This is a genomic window from Agromyces bracchium, assembly GCF_009709675.1.
Classification (GTDB): Bacteria; Actinomycetota; Actinomycetes; order Actinomycetales; family Microbacteriaceae; genus Agromyces; species Agromyces bracchium.
This window is the reverse complement of record NZ_WMLB01000017.1, coordinates 50,063-73,090: the sequence shown is the minus strand read 5'-3', so window position 1 is coordinate 73,090 and position 23,028 is coordinate 50,063. Positions and strand designations below refer to the sequence as shown.

General features: G+C 70.5%; 23 protein-coding genes. 15 read left to right on the top strand and 8 right to left on the bottom strand.

What is annotated here, in order from left to right; translation table 11 throughout:
• The first annotated feature begins 111 nt into the window (after positions 1-111).
• From GJ743_RS05750 to GJ743_RS05730, 5 genes are all read left to right on the top strand, one after another.
• Complete coding sequence (locus tag GJ743_RS05750; RefSeq protein ID WP_155050966.1) at positions 112-1,464, top strand: glycosyltransferase; 1,353 nt, start codon at positions 112-114, stop codon at positions 1,462-1,464.
• Positions 1,461-2,873 (top strand): NAD(P)/FAD-dependent oxidoreductase, encoded by a 1,413-nt coding sequence (locus GJ743_RS05745; RefSeq protein ID WP_328288834.1) that lies wholly within the window; start codon positions 1,461-1,463, stop codon positions 2,871-2,873. Before GJ743_RS05750 ends, GJ743_RS05745 begins: the two co-directional genes overlap by 4 nt.
• A gap of 63 nt (positions 2,874-2,936) precedes the next feature.
• Positions 2,937-4,394: an aminobutyraldehyde dehydrogenase gene (locus GJ743_RS05740; RefSeq protein WP_155050965.1), complete on the top strand. Its 1,458-nt coding sequence runs from the start codon at positions 2,937-2,939 to the stop codon at positions 4,392-4,394.
• Positions 4,395-4,479: 85 nt separating this feature from the next.
• Complete coding sequence (locus GJ743_RS05735; RefSeq protein ID WP_155050964.1) at positions 4,480-5,583, top strand: serine hydrolase domain-containing protein; 1,104 nt, start codon at positions 4,480-4,482, stop codon at positions 5,581-5,583.
• A gap of 45 nt (positions 5,584-5,628) precedes the next feature.
• Positions 5,629-7,110: an LssY C-terminal domain-containing protein gene (locus GJ743_RS05730; protein WP_155050963.1), complete on the top strand. Its 1,482-nt coding sequence runs from the start codon at positions 5,629-5,631 to the stop codon at positions 7,108-7,110.
• A gap of 12 nt (positions 7,111-7,122) precedes the next feature.
• Here GJ743_RS05730 and trhO read toward each other — a convergent pair whose 3' ends face one another.
• Entirely contained in the window at positions 7,123-8,022 is a 900-nt protein-coding gene (trhO, locus tag GJ743_RS05725; protein WP_328288833.1) for an oxygen-dependent tRNA uridine(34) hydroxylase TrhO, read from the bottom strand.
• 139 nt (positions 8,023-8,161) lie between these two features.
• Between trhO and GJ743_RS05720 the strand changes: the two genes are divergently transcribed.
• Entirely contained in the window at positions 8,162-8,698 is a 537-nt protein-coding gene (locus GJ743_RS05720; RefSeq protein ID WP_155050962.1) for a YbhB/YbcL family Raf kinase inhibitor-like protein, read from the top strand.
• Positions 8,699-8,740: 42 nt separating this feature from the next.
• Here the strand turns inward: GJ743_RS05720 and GJ743_RS05715 are convergent, their stop codons facing one another.
• Genes GJ743_RS05715 through GJ743_RS05705 form a run of 3 tightly spaced genes read right to left on the bottom strand, consistent with a single transcriptional unit; the run spans position 8,741 to position 10,056 of the window.
• Complete coding sequence (locus GJ743_RS05715; RefSeq protein WP_155050961.1) at positions 8,741-8,962, bottom strand: PLD nuclease N-terminal domain-containing protein; 222 nt, start codon at positions 8,960-8,962, stop codon at positions 8,741-8,743.
• A gap of 42 nt (positions 8,963-9,004) precedes the next feature.
• Positions 9,005-9,643, bottom strand: a complete 639-nt coding sequence (locus GJ743_RS05710) for a LysE family translocator (RefSeq protein ID WP_328288832.1) — start codon at positions 9,641-9,643, stop codon at positions 9,005-9,007.
• 29 nt (positions 9,644-9,672) lie between these two features.
• Complete coding sequence (locus GJ743_RS05705; protein ID WP_155050960.1) at positions 9,673-10,056, bottom strand: VOC family protein; 384 nt, start codon at positions 10,054-10,056, stop codon at positions 9,673-9,675.
• Positions 10,057-10,112: 56 nt separating this feature from the next.
• On the opposite strand from GJ743_RS05705, the gene GJ743_RS05700 reads away from it, so the two are divergent.
• The 4 genes from GJ743_RS05700 (at position 10,113) to GJ743_RS05685 (ending at position 12,628) form a co-directional block, all read left to right on the top strand.
• Positions 10,113-11,255, top strand: a complete 1,143-nt coding sequence (locus GJ743_RS05700) for an enoyl-CoA hydratase/isomerase family protein (protein ID WP_328288831.1) — start codon at positions 10,113-10,115, stop codon at positions 11,253-11,255.
• A 135-nt stretch (positions 11,256-11,390) separates the two neighbouring features.
• On the top strand, positions 11,391-11,777 hold the full coding sequence (locus GJ743_RS05695; RefSeq protein ID WP_155050959.1) for an ArsR/SmtB family transcription factor: 387 nt from the start codon (positions 11,391-11,393) through the stop codon (positions 11,775-11,777).
• A complete protein-coding gene (locus GJ743_RS05690) occupies positions 11,770-12,207 on the top strand; it encodes an SRPBCC family protein (protein ID WP_155050958.1) in 438 nt (145 codons plus the stop codon). The genes GJ743_RS05695 and GJ743_RS05690 overlap by 8 nt, the downstream gene beginning before the upstream one ends.
• Before the next feature lie 82 nt (positions 12,208-12,289).
• Positions 12,290-12,628, top strand: a complete 339-nt coding sequence (locus GJ743_RS05685; protein ID WP_155050957.1) for a YciI family protein — start codon at positions 12,290-12,292, stop codon at positions 12,626-12,628.
• 87 nt (positions 12,629-12,715) lie between these two features.
• On the opposite strand, the gene sufU is transcribed toward GJ743_RS05685, so the two are convergent.
• Both sufU and GJ743_RS05675 read right to left on the bottom strand, forming a co-directional pair.
• Positions 12,716-13,156, bottom strand: a complete 441-nt coding sequence (gene sufU, locus GJ743_RS05680; protein WP_155050956.1) for a Fe-S cluster assembly sulfur transfer protein SufU — start codon at positions 13,154-13,156, stop codon at positions 12,716-12,718.
• Positions 13,156-14,469: an aminotransferase class V-fold PLP-dependent enzyme gene (locus GJ743_RS05675; RefSeq protein WP_155050955.1), complete on the bottom strand. Its 1,314-nt coding sequence runs from the start codon at positions 14,467-14,469 to the stop codon at positions 13,156-13,158. The genes sufU and GJ743_RS05675 overlap by 1 nt, the downstream gene beginning before the upstream one ends.
• 82 nt (positions 14,470-14,551) lie before the next feature.
• On the opposite strand from GJ743_RS05675, the gene GJ743_RS05670 reads away from it, so the two are divergent.
• The 5 genes from GJ743_RS05670 to GJ743_RS05650 all read left to right on the top strand — a co-directional run bounded on the left by GJ743_RS05670 (position 14,552) and on the right by GJ743_RS05650 (position 21,260).
• Positions 14,552-16,090: an MmgE/PrpD family protein gene (locus GJ743_RS05670; RefSeq protein ID WP_328288830.1), complete on the top strand. Its 1,539-nt coding sequence runs from the start codon at positions 14,552-14,554 to the stop codon at positions 16,088-16,090.
• A 185-nt stretch (positions 16,091-16,275) separates the two neighbouring features.
• The gene (locus GJ743_RS05665) at positions 16,276-17,454 is read left to right on the top strand and encodes a bifunctional 2-methylcitrate synthase/citrate synthase (RefSeq protein ID WP_155050953.1); all 1,179 of its coding nucleotides are present in this window, start codon (positions 16,276-16,278) and stop codon (positions 17,452-17,454) included.
• 109 nt (positions 17,455-17,563) lie between these two features.
• Positions 17,564-17,824 carry a hypothetical protein gene (locus tag GJ743_RS05660; RefSeq protein ID WP_155050952.1) on the top strand — a complete coding sequence of 87 codons (261 nt, stop codon included), beginning with the start codon at positions 17,564-17,566 and terminating at the stop codon, positions 17,822-17,824.
• Between the two features lie 52 nt (positions 17,825-17,876).
• Positions 17,877-20,582 (top strand): DNA methyltransferase, encoded by a 2,706-nt coding sequence (locus GJ743_RS05655; protein WP_155050951.1) that lies wholly within the window; start codon positions 17,877-17,879, stop codon positions 20,580-20,582.
• Positions 20,583-20,693: 111 nt separating this feature from the next.
• Positions 20,694-21,260 carry an acyl-CoA thioesterase gene (locus GJ743_RS05650; protein ID WP_155050950.1) on the top strand — a complete coding sequence of 189 codons (567 nt, stop codon included), beginning with the start codon at positions 20,694-20,696 and terminating at the stop codon, positions 21,258-21,260.
• Between the two features lies 1 nt (position 21,261).
• Here the strand turns inward: GJ743_RS05650 and GJ743_RS05645 are convergent, their stop codons facing one another.
• Both GJ743_RS05645 and GJ743_RS05640 read right to left on the bottom strand, forming a co-directional pair.
• Positions 21,262-22,371 (bottom strand): AI-2E family transporter, encoded by a 1,110-nt coding sequence (locus tag GJ743_RS05645; RefSeq protein WP_328288828.1) that lies wholly within the window; start codon positions 22,369-22,371, stop codon positions 21,262-21,264.
• Positions 22,372-22,428: 57 nt separating this feature from the next.
• On the bottom strand, positions 22,429-22,959 hold the full coding sequence (locus tag GJ743_RS05640) for an SRPBCC domain-containing protein (protein WP_196216928.1): 531 nt from the start codon (positions 22,957-22,959) through the stop codon (positions 22,429-22,431).
• Positions 22,960-23,028: the final 69 nt, after the last annotated feature.

Here is a 23,028-nt window from a genome sequence, read left to right as displayed (position 1 = left end):
GATTGTCTGCACTGCCCCGCAATGTTAGCCCGAACTGTCTCTGGAATACAGGGTTTCGGGCGTGCTGAATTCTCTATAACCTGCCGCAAAGAATCGATGAACGGAGTCGCCATGACCGACGCTCGCCGCACCTTCCTCTTCATGCCCGAGAGCGCCTACGGCCCGACCAACAACTGCATCGGCATCGCCAACGAGCTGGTGAAGCAGGGGCACCGCGTGGTCTTCGCCGCGGAGCGCTCGTGGCAGGGCAAGCTCACCGCGCTGGGCTTCGAGGAGGACCTCGTCGACCTGGCGCCGGCCGCAGAGCCGGCCGAGGGCGAGGACGAGGCCGAGCAGGACGCCGGCCAGTTCTGGAAGGACTACATCAAGGAGGTCGCGCCCGAGTTCCGGAAGACGACCGCCGAGCAGCTCGAGACCGTGACCCTCCCGATCTGGGAGGAGCTCGTCAACGGCGCGAAGTTCTGCGAGCCGCAGCTGAAGGCGATCATCGGCCGCGTGCAGCCCGACGTCATCATCGAGGACAACGTGCTCGCGTTCCCCGCGCTCGTGACCGCGGGCGTGCCGTTCGTGCGCATCGTGAGCTGCAACCCGCTCGAGGTGCCGGGCGACGACATCGCGCCGGTGTTCTCGGGCCTCGGCAAGGACGACCGCGAGGGCTGGGCGGCGTTCCGCGCCGAGTACGAGCGCACGCACCGCCCGCTCTGGGAGTCCTTCAACGCGTGGGTGCAGGAGCAGGGCGCGCCGCCGCTGCCCGACCTCGAGTTCATCCACACGGGCGACGCGAACCTCTACGTCTACCCCGAGGAACTCGACTACACCGACGTGCGGCCGCTCGACGAGAGCTGGCACCGCCTCGACTCCTCGGTGCGCGAGACCGAGCAGGCGCCCGCCGACTTGCCCGCGTCGTTCACCGACGGCAGCCGGCCGCTCGTCTACTTCAGCCTCGGCTCGCTCGGCTCGGCCGACGTCGAGCTCATGCAACGCGTCATCGCCGCGCTCGCCGAGCTGCCCGTGAACGTCATCGTCTCGAAGGGTCCGCTGCACGACGAGTTCGAGCTCGCCGACAACATGTGGGGCGCCGAGTTCCTGCCGCAGACCAAGCTCCTGCCGCTCGCCGACCTCGTCATCACCCACGGCGGCAACAACACGACGACCGAGGCCATGCATTTCGGCAAGCCGATGATCCTGCTGCCGCTCTTCTGGGACCAGTACGACAACGCCCAGCGCGTCGACGAGCAGGGTTACGGCCGCCGCCTCGACACCTACGGCTTCACGGCCGACGAGCTCCGCGCCGCGGTCACGGAGATCCTCGCCGACGACGCGCTCCGCGCGCGTTCCGAGGCGGCGGGCGTCGCCATCCGCTCGCGCCACGGCGTCGCGAAGGCCGCCGAGATCATCGCGGGCGTCGGGCTCCCGGTCGGTGCCGGCGTCGGCGTCGGCTCGGGCGCGTCGGGGGCCGAGTGAGCCCTTCGATGACGGATGCCGCGGCCGCGGCGATCTCGGACGCCGCACCCCGGCCCTACTGGACCGACCGTCCCGAGGCGCCGGCCCCGCGCGCGGCCCTCGCCGGCCGGCACGAGGCCGACCTCGTCGTCGTCGGCGCCGGGTTCACGGGCCTGTGGGCGGCGTGGCGGGCGCTCGAGCGCGGGGAGGCGGCATCCGTCGTCGTGCTCGAGGCCGAGCGGGTCGGCTACGGGGCGAGCGGCCGCAACGGCGGATTCGTGGCGTCGTCGCTGACGCACGGGCTCGCCCACGGCACCATGGTGTGGCCCGACCAGGTCGGCGCGCTGCACGAGGAGGGCGAGCGGAACCTCGTCGACCTCGTCGCGACGATCGAGGCGGCGGGCATCGACTGCGACCTGCGGCGGGTCGGCAAGACCACGCTCGCGGTCGAGGAATGGCAGGTCGCGGGCCTCCGCGAGGCGGCCGAGCTCGGTGCCCGCCACGGCGTCGCGCTCGAGTTGCAGTCGCGCGACGAGGTGCAGGCCGACGTGCACTCGCCGACCTACCTCGCCGGGCTGCGCGACCGCACGGGCACGGTGCTCGTCGACCCGGCGCGGCTCGCGTGGGGCATGGCGGCCGAGCTCGAGCGGCGCGGCGTGCGGATCCACGACGGGTCGCGCGTGACCGGGATCGACCGCTCCGGCGCGGGGGTCGTGGTGCGCACCGACGACGGCGAGGTGCTCGCGCGCGGGGCGATCGTGGCGACGGCCGCGTACCCGGGGCCGCTGCGCCGACTCGGGTCGTACATCATGCCGCTCTACGACCACGTGCTCATGACCGAGCCGCTCACCGTCGCTCAGCGCGAGTCGATCGGCTGGGCGGAGGGGCAGGGGCTCACCGACGCGGGCAACCAGTTCCACTACTACCGGCCCACTTCCGACGGGCGGATCCTCTTCGGCGGCTGGGACGCGGTCTACCACCGCGGCGGCCGCGTCGACGCGGCGTACGAGCAGCAGGGCGGATCGCACGCGCTGCTCGCGCGGCACTTCGCAGAGACGTTCCCGCAGCTCGAGGGGGTGCGGTTCACGCACCGCTGGGCCGGCCCGATCGACTCGACGACCCGGTTCACCGCCGCCTACGGCACGGCCCGCGGCGGTCGGGTCGCCTACGCGGTCGGGCACACCGGCCTCGGGGTCGGCGCCTCCCGATTCAGTGCGGATGTCGCCCTCGACCTCCTCGCGGGCGAGCCGACGTCGCGGCTGCGCTACGACATCGTGCGCCGGCGGCCGTTCCCCGTTCCACCGGAGCCGTTCCGGAACCCGATCATCCAGTACACGCGCCGCAGCATCCTCGCGGCCGACGCCCACGAGGGCCGCCGCAACCTGTGGCTGCGCACGCTCGACCGCTTCGGCCTCGGCTTCAACTCCTGAGCCCGGTGATCGAGTCGCCGCGCAGCGGCGTATCGAGATCCCCTCGACGAAAGGCACACGCACATGACCACGACCGGCACCTTCATCGGCGAGTACCGCGCCGGCACGGGCGGCGACGCCGTCATCGTGAACCCCGCGAGCGAGGAGGAGGTCGCGGCGTACCGCGAGTCGGGCCTCGCCGATGTCGACGAGGCCGCCGCCGCGGCCCGCGCCGCCCAGCCCGCCTGGGCCGCGAAGACGCCGGGGGAGCGCTCGCTCGCGCTGCTCCGCCTCGCCGACGCGATCGAGGCCGACGCCGAGCACCTCGCGACGCTCGAGGTCGAGGACTCGGGCAAGCCGTGGACGACCGCGTTCGACGGCGAGCTGCCGTTCGGCATCGACAACCTGCGGTTCTTCGCCGGTGCCGCGCGCTCGCTCGACGGCACGGGCGCCGGCTCGTTCTCGAACGGCTACACGTCGATCCTCACCCGGCGCCCGGTCGGCGTCGTCGCCGGCATCACGCCGTGGAACTTCCCGCTCATCATGGCGATCTGGAAGGCGGGGCCCGCGCTCGCCGCGGGCAACGCCGTCATCGTGAAGCCCGCGCCCGCGACCCCGCGCACGACCCTCCGCCTCGCCGAACTCGCCGTCGAGGCGGGCCTGCCGGCGGGCCTCTTCAACGTCGTCACCGGCGACGCCGAGGTCGGGCAGGCCCTCGTCGCGCACCGCGAGGTCGACATGGTGAGCGTCACCGGTTCGACCCAGACCGGCAAGGCCGTCATGCGCGGCGCCGTCGAGGGCGTCAAGCGCGTGCACCTCGAGCTCGGCGGCAAGGCGCCCGTCATCGTGTTCGCCGACGCCGACCTCGGCGCGATGGCGCAGGCCGTCGCACTCGGCGCGACGTACAACACGGGCCAGGACTGCACGGCGGCGACGCGCGTCTACCTCGAGCGCTCGGTGTTCGACGACGGCGTGGCCGCCCTCCGGCAGGCCCTCTCGGGCATCGTCGCGGGCGACCCCATGGACGCCGACACGCACATCGGCCCGCTCATCTCGCGCGGGCACCGCGACCGCGTCGACGGGTTCGTGAGCCGGGCCGTCGCCGAAGGCGCGGAGGCGCTGGTCGGCGGCCACGCGATCGACCGCACCGGGTCGTACTACGCACCCACCCTCCTCGTGGGCGCCGCCCAGTCGTCGGAGATCGTGCAGGGCGAGGTCTTCGGGCCCGTGCTCGTCGCCCTGCCCTTCGACGGCGAGGCCGACGGCATCCGCCTCGCCAACGACAGCGCCTACGGGCTCGCGTCGTCGGTCTGGACCTCGGACGTCGCCCGCGCGATGCGCGTCAGCCAGTCGCTCGACGTGGGCGTCACGTGGGTCAACGACCACCTGCCGATCGCCTCGGAGGCCCCGCACGGCGGGGTCAAGGGCTCCGGCTTCGGCAAGGACATGTCGCTCGAGCCGCTGCTCGACTACTCGGTCACGCGGCACCTCATGATCCGGCACGCGCCGCCGCCCGAGACGTCCGGCTTCCGGCCCGCCTGAGCGGAACGGGCGGGGCGGCGGGGAGCGGCGGTGCACCCCCGAACGGGCGTTTCCGCGCCGGGGCCGCAGGAGTAGCATCCGCCCTATGGCCGCGCGTCGTCGCGTGGCGCACCCACGCATCGTGCTCGTCATCGCAGCGGTCGCGGCGATGACCGGGTGCCTCTACGGCCCGCCCTACGATCAGCTCCTGTCGGGCGATGAGGAACTGCTCGAATACGCGCGCGAGAAGTTCGGCGACGGCACCGATCGCGTCGCGATGGCCGTGATCGACGGCGACGAGGTACGGACCGCGTTCGTGTCGACCGATCCGTCGACGATGTTCGAGCTGGGCACGGGCACGCGCTTCCTCACGGGTCTGCTGCTCGCCGAGGCGATCGAGCGGGGCGAGGTCGCGCTGGACGATCCGGTCGGGGAGTACCTGCCCCTCGGGGACTCCGCCGCCGCATCGGTCACGCTGCGGGCGCTGGCGACCCAGTACTCCGGGCTGCCGGTGACCGGGCCCCTCACGGTCTGGCACAGCCGAACCGCGGAATCCTCCGACGACACGGTCGAGACGGACGATGGCGGCACGGGTGGCGAGGAGGCGCCGGCGCCGGCGATCAGCCTCGACGAGATGCTCGAGGCGGCGAAGACCGCGCCGGTCAGCGCCGAGCCGCACTACGAGTTCAACGAACTCCAGGCGGCACTGCTCGGCAATGCGCTCGCAGCGGCAGCCGACCGCGACTACGCCGAACTGCTCCAGGAGCGGGTGCTCGACCCGCTGGGCATGGACGACGCCGTGCTCGTCGAGGAGACGGAGGACGTGCCGGACGCGCTCGCCAAGCCGAAGAACACCTCGTCGAGCGGCGGTGCGGTGGCGCCGGGTGCGTTCGCGCCCGCCGTTGGCGTCGTCGTGACGATCGACGACATCATCGCGCTCGCACGCGGGCTGTTCTCCGGGGAGTTCGCGGACAGCGAGGCCTTCGGCCTACTCGAGGACACGCCCTGGGGGAAGGGGATCGGCTACTTCTGGGAGGTCGATTCGAGCCTCGAGGGCGAGGTCCGGGCCTTCTACGGATGGTCGAGGACGTTCTGCGTCTCGATGGCCGCGGACGTGGAGAGCCGTCGCGCCGTGATCGTGCTCCGCAACAGCGGCGACACCTACCCGTGGGACGAGGCGACCGACCTGCTCGCGATCGTCCGCGAGTGACCGCGGCAGCACCATCCGCGCGCTGCCCGGCGCTAGCATGCAGGCATGCGGGCGGATGTCGCGGACGAGAAGCCGCCTCCGCCGCTGCCGTCGCGCACGTCGTTCACGAGCCTGCTCGACGGATTCTTCTTCGTCTTCGCCGGCGCCGCGTCCGTCTGGCTCGCGTGGCTGATCTTCAACCAGTCGTTCGAGTTCGGCTGGGCCGGCATCGGCTTCTTCCTGGTGTTCTGGCTCGTGCTCGCCTACCTCGTGCTGCCGCGCCTGCACCGCATCCTCACGACCATCTACGTGCCCGACTACTTCATCGGCCGCACGCGTACGAGCGACGGACTGCTCGGCGACCCCGTCAACCTCGCGTTCGACGGCGACGAGGAGGCGCTGCACGCCGCGATGCGGGCCGCCGGCTGGACGCGTGCCGACGACGTCACGCTCTCCTCGAGCCGGCGCATCATCACGTCGACGATCACTCGACGCAGCTATGACGAGGCCCCGGTGAGTCCGTTGTTCCTCTTCGGCATGAAGCAGGACTTCGCCTACCAGCAGGAGGTCGCGGGCAACCCGGCGAAGCGCCACCACGTGCGGTTCTGGCGGACTCCCGACGGCTGGCTCCTGCCCGGTGGTCGCCGGGTCGACTGGCTGGCGGCGGGCACGTTCGACCGGTCGGTGGGCTTCTCGCTGTTCACGCTCCAGGTCACTCACAAGATCGACGCCGACATCGACGTCGAGCGCGACCACATCATCGCCACGCTCGTCGAGGCCGATCCGAGCATCCGTGTCGAGGTGCTCCGCGACTTCTCGACCGGATACCACTCGCGCAACGGCGGCGGCGACACGATCCGCACCGACGGCGACCTGCCCGTCGTGCGGGTCGGCGCACCGAGCGAGGCCGAGCCAGAGGCCGCGCCCGCGCCGACGCGCTCGGCGATGCGCTCGGCGACCGGCGAGGCGGAGGCATCCGTCGACGGCCCGCGCGCCATCGCCTCGCCCGCCGGGGAAACCGAGCCCGTCGCGAAGCGGGCGGCGTTCGAATCGCCGCTGCGACTGGCCGAGCGCGAGCCGGTGCGACGGATGCCCCGGCCGAGCGCGACCTCGTTCGGCGTCGTGGTCGTCGTCCTCCGCGTCCTCGCGGGCATCGTCTGGGTCGCCGCGGTCGCGATCCAGTGGGACCAGGTGCTCCGGGAGGAGCTCGGCATCGACGCGTCGGCAGACCCGGACTCGCTCGCGATCGCGCGGGGCGCCCTCGTCGCGATGGTCGTCTTCTTCGGGGTCGCGCTGGCGATCCAGGCCGTGTTCGCCTGGCGGATCTGGGCCGGCGGCAACTTCTCGCGCATCGCGGTGATGCTCTTCGCGACGATCAGCATCACGGGCACGGCGATCGAGTCGTTCACCGGCTCGGCCGAGGTCACGGTGCGGACGACGTTCGTCACCGTCGCGCTCGACATCCTGCTCCTCCTCGCGCTCTCGAGCCGCGACGCGCGCGCCTTCGCGCGGCAGTCGCGCGCCCGGCGTCGAGGTCGGGAGCGGTAGGGCAGGGCGGGGTCAGGCGGCGGATGCCGCGTGCTCGACGCACTGCGCGGGCGTGCACGCCTCGCACCGCAAGAGCTGCGTCCGGCAGGAGGCATCCGTGCAGTTCACCGTGCGGTTCGTCGCCGCGCCGCAGCCCTCGCAGACGCCGACGGCGGCGGCGTGGTCGCTGAAGTCGACCGACCCGCGGCCGTCGAAGACGTAGAGCGAGCCCTCCCAGAGCCCGTCGTCGCCGAAGCGCTCGCCGTAACGGACGATGCCGCCCTCGAGCTGGTACACCTCGCCGAACCCACGGTTCGCCATGAGGCTCGAGAGCACCTCGCAGCGGATGCCGCCCGTGCAGTAGGTCACGACCGGGCGGCCCTTCAGGTGGTCGTACGCGCCCGAGTCGAGCAGCCCGACGAAGTCTCGGGTCGTCTCGGTGGGCGGCACGATCGCGTCGCGGAAGCGTCCGATCGCGGCCTCGACGGCGTTGCGGCCATCGAAGAAGACGACCTCGTCGCCGCGCTCCGCGACCAACGCGTGCAGCGCGTCCGGCGAGAGCCGCGCGCCGCCGCCAACCACGCCCGACTCGTCGACCACGAGCTCGCCGGGGGCGCCGAACGAGACGATCTCGTCGCGCACTTTGACGCTGAGCTTCGGGAAGTCGACGCTGCGCCCATCGTCATCGAGTCCGGTGCCCTCGCTCCACTTGACATCGAGTCCGCGGAACCCGGCGTACGCCTTGGTCTTCCGCACGTAGCGCTTGAGCGCGCCCATCTCGCCGCCGAGCGTGCCGTTCAGGCCGTCCTTCGAGACGAGCACGCGCCCGCGCAGCCCGAGCGACTCGGCGAGGTCGCGCTGCCACAGCCGGATCGCGTCGGGGTCGGCGAGCGGCGTGAAGGCGTAGAACAGCAGGATCTTGGGCAGCGGCACCCCGAGATCCTAGGGGCGCAGGCTGGGCGGATGCCGCGACGCGGCGTGTGCGCGGGCGACGGCATCCGCGTCGGACGTACCCTGAGCCCGACCGCCGACCGGGCCGTCCGCCCGGACGTCGCCGACCAGGAGGTTCGAGATGCTCGACGTGGATCCCTACGACGCGTTGCAGAAGCTCCGCCCCGTGGACTCGTTCACCGTGACGAGCACCGACTTCGTCGACGGCGGCCCCCTGGCCCGACCGCAGTGGAGCCAGGGCGCCGGCGGGGTCGACCGCTCGCCGCAGCTGTCGTGGAGCGGGTTCCCCGATCGCACGCGCGGCTTCGCCGTGACCTGCCTCGATCCCGACGCGCCGACCGGGTCGGGCTGGTGGCACTGGGCCGTGCTGAACCTGCCGCTCGAGACCACGAGCCTCGACGCCGGCGTCGGCACGCCCGGCGGGCCGCCGCTGCCCGAGGGGTCGATGGTGCTGGCCAATGAGGACGGCGATCGCGGCTTCGGCGGCGCGGCACCGCCGCGCGGCACGGGCGTGCACCGCTACGTCTTCGTCGTGCACGCGCTCGACGTGCCGAGCCTCGACCTCGACCCGGCGTCGACGCCCGCGGTCCTCGGCATCCGCTGCTTCACGCACGCGCTCGCGCGCGGCATCCTCACCGGCACCGTCAATCGAGACTGAGTCCCGGCCCGCCGGCCGCCGGCCCGCCCGCGGCGCGCTCGCTCAGTCGACCCGTCGACCGAACAGGAAGTACGAGATCGGGCCGATGAAGTTCACGGCGATCACGATCGCCCAGACCCACTTGCGCCCGTTCACGTCGTCCTGGTCGCGCTTGGCCAGGTCGGTCCACGCCGCCGTCGCCAGCGCGAGCTGGATCACCCCCGTGACGATGCCCCTGACCTGCTGACCCCGACTGAGGTCGCTCCACTGCTTCGCCTTGGCCATGGCTCCTCCGATCCCCGGTGCCGGCCCTCTCCAACGACCGTTCTAGTGCTTGTTGCCCGACAACGCCAGCACGCCGCCGAGACCGATCATCATGACGCCGCCCGAGGCCGCCAGGTGCGACGCCCGGCGCGGCGAGTGGGCGAACCAGTCGCGCGCCGTTCCGGCCGCGAGGGCCCACACCGAGTCGCACGCGAGCGCGAGCACCACGAACGCGGTTCCGAGCATCGCCATCTGCAGCGGAATCGCGCCGGAGTGGAAGTCGACGAACTGCGGCAGCACCGCGACGAAGAACGCGATGGTCTTCGGGTTCGTGACGCCGACGACGAAGCCCTCGCCGAGCAGGCGCCACGGGGAGCGGGGCGCGACCTGTCGGGTGACGGCGTCCGCGGCATCCGCTCGATGACGGATCGCCTGCACGCCGAGGTAGACGAGGTAGAGGGCGCCCGCGATCTTGATGCCCGTGAACAGCACGACCGACTGCGCGACGACCGTGCCGACGCCGAGCGCGACGGCCGCGACGAGCGGCAGCATCCCGATCGCATTGCCGACGACGCTGAGCAGCCCGCCCATGCGGCCGAGCGCGAGCGAGCGGCCGATGACGAACAGCACGCTCGGCCCCGGGATGACGATGAGCACCACCGAGGCCAGCACGAACGCCCAGAGGTTGGATGCGGGGACCACGAGGGGATCCTACGCTCGGCCGAGCCGGGCTACTCCTCGTCGGGCGGCGGCGCGATCGGCTGCCCGAGCCGCACCCGCGTGCCGAACGGATCGGTGACGAGCGAGACGCGCTCCCCCCAGTCGCTGTCGGTCGGCTCCTCGACCACGAGGAACCCCGCCTCGGCGAGCGACGCTGTCACGGCATCGACGTCGTCGACGTAGAACCACAGCAGGATGCCGGCGCCCTCGCCGGCCGTCGAGCCGTCGGCGAGGCCGAGCCCGACCTGCGACGACCCCGCCTGCAGCGTCGCGAAGAGCGGCTCGCCCTCGGGCGGATAGCGGTACGTCACGGTCGCGCCGAGCCCGTCGCGGTAGAACCGCAGCGCGGCCTCCATGTCGGGCACCTCGACGATGGGGAACGCGGATTCGATCATGGTCCCTCCCTCGGAGGACGCTACGCCGCGACCGGTGATGCCGCTACCGTTGCACCGTGAGCGAGCACATCTCCGCGAGCGTCGCCGACGGCGTCGGCCACCTGACGCTCGAGCGGCCCCAGGCGCTGAACGCGCTGAGCTACGAGATGATCCGCGCGCTCACCGCCGTGTTCGATGCGTGGCGGCACGACCCCGAGGTCTCGATGGTCGTGCTCGACGGCGCGGGCGAGCGCGGGTTCTGCGCGGGCGGCGACATCCGCGAGCTCTACATGTACGCCACCGGCGGCCACGTCGCCGAGGCGCTCCGCTTCTTCCGCGACGAGTACCGGCTGAACTCCGCGATCGCCCGCTATCCGAAGCCCGTCGTCGCGATCATGGACGGCATCACGATGGGCGGCGGCATCGGCCTCGCCGGGCACGCGTCGATCCGCATCGTCACCGAGCGCTCGCGCGTCGCGATGCCCGAGACCCGCATCGGCTTCACGCCCGACGTCGGCGGCACCTGGCTGCTCGGTCGCGCCCCCGGCGAGCTCGGCATCCACCTCGCGCTGAACGCACGCACGATGGACGCCGCCGACGCCATGCACGCCGGCTTCGCCGACGCGTTCGTGCCGAGCGCGAGCATCCCGCACCTGCTGCAGGCGCTCGAGGAACGGGCCGACCCCGGCACGCCGTCCGAGATCGTCATGCTCTTCGACGAGACGCCAGGGCCGTCGGCGCTCGCCGCTGCACGCCCGTGGGTCGACGCGTGCTTCTCGGCGCCGACCGTGCACGAGATCATCGACCGCCTGCGGGCGTTCGCCGAGGGGCGAGCGGATGCCGCGTGGGGCGCGCCCGGCGCGGGCGACGGGTCGTCCCATCCGGCCGACCAACCGGCTCACGCCTACGCGGCGGCCGCCGCCGACGAGCTCGAGACCCTCTCGCCCACGGCGCTCGCGATCACGCTCGAGGCCGTGCGACGGGCGCGCACGCTTCCGAGCCTCGAGGACGCGCTCGAGCAGGAGTTCCGCGCCGTGTCGTGGTTCATCGGCCAGCACGACCTGCACGAGGGGATCCGCGCTCAAGTCATCGACAAGGACCGCTCGCCGAAGTGGGACCCGCCCACGCTCGACGACGTTCCGCCGGGCCTGCCCGCGCGCGTGCTCCGGGAGCAGCTGCACGACCCCGTCTGGGACGCCCCGCCTCCGGTGGTCGAGTAGGCCGCGTCGCGCCCGGCACCCCGCTGGTCGAGTAGGCCGCGGAGCGCCCGTATCGAGTCCCGCCCTCCGCGTCCTGCGCTGACCGGTCGGCACAGGGGGTTGTGCGGCGCCCTCGTCCGGCGAATAATAAACCATATGGTTTACTCGACGGGTGACGGAGGCCTGCAGGCCCGGACGGAGGGGGACGCCGACCGCCTCGACGCGGTCTTCGCGGCGCTCTCGCATCGGTCCCGACGCGACCTCGTCGTCTACCTCGCCGCGAGGACCGACTCGCCGCGCATGTCGCAGGTCGCCGCCGACCGCGGCGTGTCACCGCAACTGCTCAACAAGCACACTGCGGCCCTCGAGAAGGCCGGTCTCGTCCGTCGCGTGGGCGACGGCCGGGAGCGTCGGCTCGTGCTCGACACGGTGGCGTTGATCGAAGCGCAGCAGTGGATCGTCCGCGCTCGGGAGTACTGGACCGCCCGGCTCGACGCCCTCGACTCGTACATCTCCACCCTGGAGGACGACCCCGATGCCTGACGCCGTCTTCGACATCGAGCGCACGTTCGCGATCGACCGGTCGACCATGTGGTCGCTCTGGACGGATGCCGCGCACGCGGCGCGCTGGATGCGCCCGTCCGTCTCCGAGTACGGGGAGACCGTCGCCACGATCGACCCGCGACCCGGCGGAGCCTACCGCTTCGAGATGCACGGGCCCGACGCGGTCTACGCCACCTCGGGCACGTACGTCGACGTCGACCCCATCGACCGGCTGAGCTTCACCTGGCGGTGGGACGGAACCGACGAGGAGACGCTCGTCGAGGTGCGCTTCGCCGACGCCGACGAGGGCACCAGCGTCCGGATCACCCACACGCGTTTCTCGTCGACCGAGTCGGCCGAACGGCACGGCGACGGTTGGCGCGGATGCCTCGAATCCATCGCCGCCGTCTTCGAGCCGTCGACCGGCTGACCCACGTCCCGTACCGGCGCCGTCGCCGGCACCCCGGGCTCCCGACCGGAAGCCCGCCACCGATTCCGAGAGGACCGACACCATGTCACGTTTCGTGTTCATCTACCACGCCCCGATGAGCCCCGCCGATGCCACCCCGCCCACCGACGAGCAGACCGCCGCCGTGATGGGCGAGTGGATGGAGTGGGCGGCGAAGGTCGGCGACGACATGGTCGACTTCGGCACGCCGCTCGCGGAGGGTGTCCGCGTGAGTTCCGACGGCTCGACCGCGCCGAGCACACGCGAGGTCAGCGGCTACACGATCATCGAAGCCGAGGACATGGACGCGGCGCTCGCGCTGGCGAAGGTGCATCCGCACCTGAAGATGCCTGGCGGGTGCGAGATCGAGGTGCATGCCGCGCAGGCGGTTCCGGGCATGTGACCCCCGCTGGTCGAGTAGGACGCGAAGCGCCGGCCCCGGTGGTCGAGTAGGACGCGAAGCGCCCGTATCGAGACCCCGCCCCCGCGCTCAGCGCGCCTTCGCGACCGCCGCCTCGAGCGCGACCCACGAGAGCATCGCGCACTTGATGCGCATGACGTACTTCGAGACGCCGTGGAACGCGATCGCGTCGCCGAGCACGTCCTCGTCGGGCTCGCCCTCGCCCTTCGAGCGCAGCATCGTGCGGAACTCCTCGGCGAGGCCGAGCGCCTCGTCGACCGGCCGACCGGCCACGAGGTCGGTGAGCACGGACGCCGACGCCATCGAGATGCTGCATCCGTCGCCCTGCCAGGCGACCGCGTCGATGCGCTCGTGCGCGCCGTCGAGCTTGACGCGGAGCGTGATCTCGTCGCCGCAGGTCGGGTTGTACTCGTGGTGCTCGGCGTCGGCGCCCTCGAGCGGGCCGTCGCCGTGCCGCGCCTTCGCGTGGTCGAGGATGATCTCCTGGTAGAGGCCGTCGAGGTTCGCCATCACGCGGCTCCCGTTCCGAGTCCGAAGAAGGTGCGGACCTCGCCGAGTGCGGCGACGAACCGGTCGGCCTCCTCCGCGGTCGTGTAGACGTGCGCGCTCGCCCGCGTCGTCGCGGTGAGGCCGAGCGCGCGGTGCAGCGGCTGCGCGCAGTGGTGGCCCACGCGCACGACGAGGCCCGCGTCGTCGAGGAACTGGCCGACGTCGTGCGCGTGCACGCCGTCGACGGCGACGCTCACGAGGCCGGCGCGTGCGTGCCCGGCCTGCGGGCCGACGATGCGCACGCCGGGGATGCCCGCGACGCCCTCGACCACGCGCTCGGCGAACGCGTCCTCGTGGGCCGCGACGGCATCCATACCCATCCCCTCGAGGTAGCGGACGGCCGCGGCCAGCCCGATCGCCTGCGACACGGGCTGCGTGCCGGCCTCGAAGCGCTGCGGCGCGGGCAGGAACTCCGCCGTCTCGAAGGTCACGCGCGTGATGGTCGACCCGCCGGTGCGGGCCGGCGGGAGCGCGTCGAGCAGCTCGGCGCGCCCGTAGAGCACGCCGATGCCGTTCGGCCCGAGCATCTTGTGGCCCGAGAACGCCGCGAAGTCGACGTCGTACCCCGCGAAGTCGACGGGGCGGTGCGGCACCGACTGGCAGGCGTCGAGCACGACGAGCGCCTGAGGGGCGCGCGCCCGGACGGCCGCGACGACGTCGGCGACGGGCACGATCAGCCCGGTCACGTTCGAGATCTCGGCGAATGCGACGACGCGCGTGCGCGGCGTCAGCACCGCGACGAGGTCGTCGACCGACCAGCAGCCCTGCTCGTCGACCTTCACGGGCACGAGCCGGGCACCGGTCCGCTGTGCGACGCGCTGCCAGGGCAAGAGGTTGGCGTGGTGCTCGGCCTCGGTCAGCACGATCTCGTCGCCGGGCTGGAGCGCGAAGCGCGAGGCATCCGCCCCGCCGATGCCGGCGCTCGCGTCGGCGATGCCGAGCGCGACCATGTTGAGCGCGTCGGTCGCGTTCTGCGCCCACACGATCTCGCGGTCGTCGGCGGCACCGACGAAGCGGGCGAGGTCGGCGCGGGCCTCCTCGAAGCGGGTCGTCGAGCGGCCGGTCGCGGCGCTCGCGCCGCGGTGCACGGCCGCGAGGTCGTGCTCGAGGTAGTCGCGTTCGGCGTCGAGCACGGCCGTCGGGCGTTGCGCCGTGGCGGCCGAGTCGAGGTACGCGGTGGGTCGGGCGTCGCCGGATGCCGCGAAGGCCGGGAAGTCGTTCCGGATGTCGTCGATCGCGCGTGCGCCGACGCGCTCGGTAGCGGTGGGGATCATCCCCTCCATCGTCCCATGCCCCGGCCGGGAGGTCGCCGTCAAGACCGGGCGCGACGGGGCCCGGTTCGATAGCGTGAGCGACGTGAAGATCCACCACCTGCGTACCCACCGGAGCGACGAGAACCTCGCACGAGAGGGCCAGCTCGCCTGGCAGCTCGCGGGCGTCGCCGTCGATCCGGTCGAGGTCGACGACGAGGTCGTCGACATGGTCGTGAACCGCGTCATCGACAACGCGGCCGTGGCCGCGGCATCCCTCGCCCGGAAGCCCGTCGTGTCGGCCCGCAGCCAGGCACTCGCGCACCCGGTCTCGATCGGCGGCGACGGCGCCACCGTGTTCGGTGCGGATGCCGCGCGCCGGACCTCGCCCGAGTGGGCCGCGTGGGCGAACGGCGTCGCCGTGCGCGAGCTCGACTTCCACGACACGTTCCTCGCCGCCGACTACTCGCACCCCGGCGACAACATCCCGCCGATCGTCGCCGTGGCGCAGCACCTCGCCGCGACGCGCGGCCTGACGGGTCGAGACGTCGTCCGAGGCATCGCGACCGGGTACGAGATCCAGGTCGACCTCGTGAAGGCCATCACGCTGCACGCGCACAAGATCGACCACGTCGCGCACCTCGGCCCGTCGGCCGCCGCCGGTATCGGCACCCTGCTCGGCCTCGACCGGGAGACGATCTTCCAGGCCATCGGGCAGGCGCTGCACACGACGACCGCGACCCGGCAGTCCCGCAAGGGCGAGATCTCGACGTGGAAGGCGCACGCACCGGCGTTCGCCGGCAAGATGGCGGTCGAGTCGGTCGACCGCGCGATGCGCGGCGAGACCAGCCCCGTGCCGATCTACGAGGGCGAAGACGGCGTCATCGCCTGGCTCCTCGGCGGCCCCGAGGCGACGTACGACGTGCCGCTGCCCGAGCAGGGCGAGGCCAAGCGCGCCATCCTCGACTCCTATACGAAGGAGCACTCGGCCGAGTACCAGGCGCAGGCGCTCATCGACCTCGCGCGCAAGCTGCACGACGCCTATCCGCTGATCCTCGACGACCCCGAGGGCATCGAGTCGATCACGATCCACACGTCGCACCACACGCACAACGTCATCGGAACCGGGGCGAACGACCCGCAGAAGTACGATCCGGATGCCTCGCGCGAGACGCTCGACCACTCGATCCCGTACATCTTCACCGTCGCCCTGCAGGACGGAACCTGGCACCACGCGGACTCGTACACGCCCGAGCGGGCGCACCGGCCCGACACCGTCGCGCTGTGGCGCAAGGTCTCGACCGTCGAGGACCCGGAGTGGACGCGCCGCTACCACTCGCTCGACATCGGCGAGAAGGCGTTCGGCGGTCGCGTCGTCATCCGCCTCGCCGACGGCAACGAGATCGTCGACGAGATCGCCGTCGCCGACGCCCACCCGCTCGGCGCCCGCCCGTTCGGGCGCGAGCAGTACGTGCAGAAGTTCCGCACGCTCGCCGAGTGGGTGCTCGAGCCCGCCGAGATCGACCGCTTCCTCGAGGTCGCGCAACGCCTCCCCGAACTCGGCCCCGACGAACTCGGCCAGCTGACGATCACGGCCGCCCCCGGCGCCCTGAACCACGTCGAGATCCCCACGGGCCTCTTCTGAGCGGGGTCCGCGCGGGACCCGGGCGGATCACAGGAGATTCCGCGATCTGCAGGACGAATCCGCGTACGCCCTCATGTGAATCGCGGGATCTCCTGTGAAGCGCGCGCGCGGGCGGCGGGCCGTAGGCTGGGGGAGCGGTCGCGACGAGGCGACCCGCCCGTCCGAAGAGCCCCACGAGGAGCACGATGAGCGAGCAGACCCCGCAAGCCGAGACGCCGAAGATCTACAAGGGCCTCGCCGGAGTCCCCGTCGACGTCACCGCCATCTCGAAGGTGAACCCCGAGACGAACTCGCTGCTGTACCGCGGCTACCCGGTGCAGGAGCTCGCGGCATCCGTCACCTTCGAGGAGGTCGCCTACCTGCTCTGGTACGGCGAGCTGCCGAACGACGAGGAGCTCGCCGCGTTCGAGGACCTCGAGCGCAGCCACCGCGGCCTCGACCACGAGACCAAGCGCATCGTCGACGAGCTGCCGCTCACCGCGCACCCGATGGACGTCGTCCGCACGGCGGTCAGTGTCATCGGTGCCAGCGACCCGGCGACGCCCGACGACTCGCACGCGGCGAACCTCGAGAAGTCGGTGCGACTCTTCGCAAAGCTGCCGTCGATCGTCACCTACGACCAGCTCCGCCGCCGCGGGCTCGACTTCGTCGAGCCGAACAACGACCTCGGTTACTCGGCCAACTTCCTCTGGCAGGCGTTCGGAGAGACGCCCGAGCTCGAGGTCGTCAACGCGTTCGACACGTCGATGATCCTGTACGCCGAGCACTCGTTCAACGCCTCGACGTTCACCGCGCGCGTGATCGCGTCGACGCTCTCCGACCTGTACTCGGCGATCACCGGTGCGATCGGCGCGCTCAAGGGCCCGCTGCACGGAGGCGCCAACGAGGCCGTCATGCACGCGTTCGACGAGATCGGTGCGGGTGAGGGCGGCGCGGAGCGCGCCGTCGCCTGGCTGGATGCCGCGCTGGCCGACAAGCGCAAGATCATGGGCTTCGGCCACCGCGTGTACAAGAACGGCGACTCCCGGGTGCCGACGATGCGCGACGCCCTCGAGCGGATGGTCGAGCACTACGACCGCCCCGACCTGCTCGAGCTCTACACGGCCCTCGAGCAGGCGATGGAGGAGCGCAAGGGCATCAAGCCGAACCTCGACTACCCGGCGGGGCCGACCTACCACCTCATGGGCTTCGACACCGAGATCTTCACGCCGCTGTTCGTCGCGAGCCGCGTGACCGGGTGGACTGCGCACGTCATGGAGCAGCTCGCGTCGAACGCGCTCATCCGTCCGCTCTCGGTCTACGAGGGGCCCGAGGAGCGGCACGTGCCGCCGCGCGGCAACGCCGACGGCGAACCAGCCGCGTGAGCTCCTCCACAGGTGCCTGGCCGGACGGCCGCGCGGCGCGCGGAAGCGACCACGCGCGCGTCGGTCGCTCGGCGTACTGTGGAGGAACACGATCCTGGGGAGGCCGACGATGGGTGCAACCGCACGGGCTGACGACCGCTCGCCGCGCGAGGTCGCACAAGAGCAGGCGCTCGGAGAAGTCTCTGATGTGCTGCTCAACGTCGAGCACAGCCTGTCGCGCGCCAAGAAGGCTCTTGCCCAGGTCAAGAAGACCGGCGGCAACCCCAATGTCGAGCTCGCCCTCGGCGAGGCGATCGCCGACTTGACGCGGGTACACAAGCGGTTGATGCAAGACACGTACTACGCGGGCGATTCGCTCCGCCTCATCTGATTCAACGTCGACGGATGTCGCGGCCATCGCCGCGCGGTAGGGAGTGCGCTGCGTGAAGAGCGGCCTCGAGATCCAGCTCGCGCTGGAGAAGTTCGTGAAGAAATGGTCCGTCTACGCGGGCAGCGAGAGGGCCGAAGCTCAGACGTTCCTCAATGAGCTCTTTGCTGCCTACGGGTCGGATCGCGGCGAGGTGGGCGCGCTCTTCGAGGACTTCAAGTCATCCGCAGGCTTCATGGATCTTCACTGGCCGGGCGTGCTCATCGTGGAGATGAAGGCGCCGACCGTCGCGCTTGAAAAGGCGAAGGATCAGCGTGTCAAGTATTGGCAGGAATCGAGCGATTCGAAGGCCGGCATCCCTGCCGCTCGATGGGTGATCGCCTGCAATTTCCGCGAGTTCGAGATCTGGGAGCCAGGCCGGTTCCCGAACGAACCGCGGCTGCGGTTCAGCCTCGAGGAGCTGCCGGACCACTACGACGCGCTGCTGTTCCTCCAGTCCGACACCATCGAGCCAGTCTTCTCGGAGCATCGTCGAGAACTGACGGCTGACGCTGCCGAACACGTCGCCGTTCTCTATACGTCGATGGCGGACCGGTCCGCCGCTCCGATCGACGAGATCCAGCGGTTCACGATGCAGCTCGTGTGGTGCCTCTTCGCGGAAGACCTCGGCATGCTCGATGGGTTCCCGTTGCAGGCGACGGTCGATACCCTCCTCGCCGAGAAGGACCCGGATTCCTCTCGCGATATCGGACATCTCTTCACGCTGCTCAACCAGAAGGGGGACCACAACCGGAAGGGACGGTACTCCGGCACCAGGTATGTGAACGGTGAGCTCTTCGCGAAGCCGGCCGCGGTGTACCTGACGCGCGACGAACTCGAGCACCTGCGCGCGGCAGCTGAGTTCAACTGGCGTGAGGTCAACCCGACGATCTTCGGCTCACTGCTCGAGGGAGTGCTGGGCGAGGACCGTCGCGCCGAGCTTGGTGCGCATTACACGCACGAGGCAGACATCATGAAGATCGTCACACCGACGATCGTTCGCCCATGGCGCGACCGCATCGAATCGGCGTCGACCGTGTCGCAAGCGCGAGAGCTGCTCGACGAACTGTGCGCCTTCACGGTGCTCGATCCCGCTTGCGGCTGCGGCAACTTCCTCTATGTCGCCTATCGCGAGCTGCGGTCACTCGAGTTCGAGATCAAGCAGCGCATGACGCGCCTCGCTCAAGAGACCGGGGTACCAGTCCAGAAGGGTCCGCTGCCCTACTACCCGCTCTCGAACATCCGCGGGATCGACATCGAACGTATCGCCGTTCTCATCGCGCGCGTCACGCTCTGGATGGGCCACCGCCAGATGATCGAGCGGTTCGGTGAGGCGGAACCAGTCCTTCCGCTCGTGGACCTCTCGGGCATCCGGGTCGCCGACGCCTTGCGCGCCGACTGGCCTGAAGTCGACGCGATCATCGGGAATCCGCCGTTCCTTGGATCCCAGCTCCTCCGTAAGGCGCTCGGCGACGGTTATCTCAAATGGTTGTCGAAGGCTTTCGGTGTCGGCGTGAAGGACCTTTGCGTGTACTGGTTCCGCAAGGCAAACGAGAACCTCAAGCCAGGTCAACGGGCCGGCCTCGTCGGGACGAATTCGATCATGCAGAACCGTGGGCGCGAGGCGTCGCTCGACTACATCGTGCGGAATGGCGGGGTCATCACCGACGCGGTCTCAACCCAAAAATGGCCCGGCGAAGCCAAGGTGCACGTCAGCATCGTGAACTGGGTCAAGAACCCCGCAGTCGCACCGAGCGAGTTCGAGCTCGATGGCGAGAAAGTCGACGGAATTACGTCGTCACTGACCATCGGCACGGGCGACGAGTGGGCACCGTTGGCGCTGCCGCAAAATCGCGACCGTGCATTCCAGGGTCCGGTGGTAGTAGGTGCAGGCTTCATCCTCGACGAGGATGAAGCTCTCGGGCTTGTGGCAGCCGATCCAGGGAATCGAGACGTCGTGCGGCCGTACCTCGTAGGCGACGACATCGCGGCGCGCCCTGAACAAGATCCTTCACGGTGGGTAATCGATTTCGCTCAGCGCGGGCTCGAAACTGCATCGAAGTTCCCTCAGGTGCTGTCGATTGTTCGCGACCGTGTCAAGCCGTTCCGCGACTTCGCGCGACGAGACGCCTATCGGACGAAGTGGTGGCAGTTCGGTGAAGCTCGTGTCGGAATGCGGGCGGCGCTCGAGGGCATGCCTAGATATGCGTCGGTTGGTCGGGTCGGCAAGCGGATGCTGTTGGCTTGGCAGGACGCTTGGACGTGCCCCAGCGATCTTGTGATTGTGTTCTCATTCGACGATGACTACAGCATGGGTGTGCTGATGTCAGCGGCCCACGAAGCGTGGGCGCGGGCGCGATCGTCAACACTAGAGACTCGCCTCCGCTACACGCCGTCTTCGGTTTTCGAGACCTTTCCTTGGCCCGACCCGACTACTGCCCAGCGCAGAGCGATCGCTGAGTCATCCGTCGATCTGTATTCTCGTCGGAGCGAGCTCTGCGTCGAGTACGGCATGGGTCTCACGAAGCTCTACAACCTAATGGATGAGGGTGGGTTCGCGGAGCTCGCCGCACTGCACAAGCGGCTCGATGAGGCGGTCGCCGAGGCCTACGGTTGGCCGAAGGGGGACGCGCAGGACGCCGCCCGTATCGTCGCCCACCTGACCGAGCTCAACCGTCGCATTGCGCAGGGCGAAGTCGACTACCACCCGTTCGACGGATAGGGGAGCGTTCGCGCCTGCGCACAACGCCGCGCCGCGGCATCCGCAACCGCACTGTGGCCGCCCGCCAAGGTGTACCGGACCGCCAGCGGAACGGCCATATCCTCGTGGACTATGCACATGCTGTTCCGGACGCTGCTCCACATGCTGTTCCTGTCGCGCCGCAAGCCGACGCTCGGGCACTACGACATCGCGCGCACCCGGTTCATCACGCTGCCGACCGACCTCGACGTCAACCGCCACATGAACAACGGCGTCTACTTCTCGATCATGGATGTCGCGCGGTTCGACATGCTCGTCCGCAACGGCGTCTTCGGGCTCATGCGCGACAAGGGCTGGTACCCGGTCGTCGCGAGCGAGACGATCACGTTCCGGAAGTCGCTCCAGCTGTGGCAGCGATTCACGATCGAGTCGCGCCTGCTCGGATACGACGAGCGCGCGGTCTACGTCGAGCACCGGCTGGTGCGTCCGGATGCCTCGGGCGAGCCCGAGATCTACGCGCGGGCGTTCATCCGCGCCCGGTTCCTCCGCAAGGGGGGCGGCACCGTTCCCGTGTCGGAGCTCATGGAGGTGTTCGGCACGCCGCCCGCCGACGACGAGCTGCCCGAGTGGATCGAGCGCTGGGGGGCGGATGTCGCGCTGCCCGCGACGCGTGCGGCGGCGCCATCCGTCTGGCACTGAACTAGCTGCGCGCCTTCCAGGGCACGACGACCTCCTTGACGATCAGGAGGATGCCTGCGGCGACCGGGATCGCGACGAGCGCGCCCGGCAGGCCCGCGAGCGTGCCGCCGGCCAGGGCGGCGATCAGCACGATCGACCCGGGCACCTGCACGGCTCGGTTCATGACCCGCGGGGTCAGGATGTACGCCTCGACCTGCATGTAGATGAGCATGCCCACGAGGACGACCCCGGCAGCGGTCGGGGAGACGAACAGCGCGAGCACGGTCATGAAGATGGTCGTGAGCACGGTGCCGATCATCGGGATGAGCGTGATGAAGAACGCCGCGACCGAGATCACGAGCGCGAACGGCACCTGCGCGATCGTGAGCAGGATCAGGCTGTAGACCGCGTTGAAGAACGCCAGGACGACCATGCCGCTGAGGTACCGGCCGACGTTCTGCATGATGCGCTCGGCGTAGTCGACCACGCGGTCGCGGTGCGACGCGGAGACCAGCGTGTAGATCGCGGCCTTCGACGAGTCGAGGGTCGCGGTGAAGTAGATCGTCAGGATGAAGATGAAGAACGCCGTCGAGATCCCGCCGATGATCGCGAACCCGACGTTCAGGGCTCCGCCGCCGACGGTCGCCCACGTGGCGGGGTCCGTGATGAAGTCGACGAACGTCGAGTAGAGGTTCGCGAACACCCCGTCGGAGTCGGAGGAGAGCTGCTTGAACCAGTCCTGCTCCTGCAGGTTCGCGTAGAGCTGGGGCAGCGAGGTGATGAAGTCGGCCGCCTGCGTGATGACGATCGGCAGCACGACCCCGAGCATCCCGCCGATGACGAGGATGAACAGGATGATCACGGTGAGGATGGCCCAGCCGCGCTTCATGCCGCGTCGCTGGAACCAGCGCACGAGCGGATCGAGCCCCAGGGTGATGAACACCGCGGCGAACACCGAGAAGACGACGCTCGAGAGGTTGATCAGCGCGGCGGCGAGTGCGAGCGTGACGAGCACGCCAGCGGTGGCGAGCAGGCCCCACACGAAGGGGCGCTGGCCCATCATGCCGCCCGACGCGGAAGCCCGCACGCGGGTGGTCTCGAGGTCGCGGGCTCGCCGTTCGATGGGCTTCACGCGCGTCAGTCTAGGGGCGCGCCCCCGCGGAGCGCAGCACCGGGCGCCGGGCCGTCGTCAGCGCCCGCCCGCGGCGTCGGGCGCCTGCGCGGCCGCCGGTACGTGCAGCGAACGGTAGGTGTCGACGAGGCCCGGGTCGTAGGCGCTCCACTCCGGCATCCCGGAACCCGAGCGTGCGGCGGCGAGCCGGTCGAGGAAGTAGTCCCATCCGGGCCCGATCGAGGTTGCGTCGGCGGGGGAGCGCAGGCGCTGGCCGAGCGTGAGCGTCGTCATCCCGCCGGCCTCCCGCAGGTGGCAGAAGACGCGCACGGCGTCGTCGCCCTCGCCGATGTCGGCGTGGAACCCGTGGGGTGCGTCGCACTCGAGGATCGAGGTGTTCTGCCACTCGGCGTCCTCGCTCGACATCCGGAACCGGACCGCACCGGTCGAGGGATTGCCCGTGTAGGTCCCGATCCACGCGAGCATCGCCGTCGGATTCGTCAGCGAGTACCAGACATCCTCGATCGGCGCATGGAACAGCCGATCGAACTGGAGGTAGAGCCCGTCGCCCTTGTGAACGTAGTGGCCGGTCGCCCGAGTGATGGTCATCGTCGCCCCCATGCGTGTCGTCCTTCCCTCAGGCTAATCCGGCCGCCCCGGGACGGCTAGAGTGGCGCG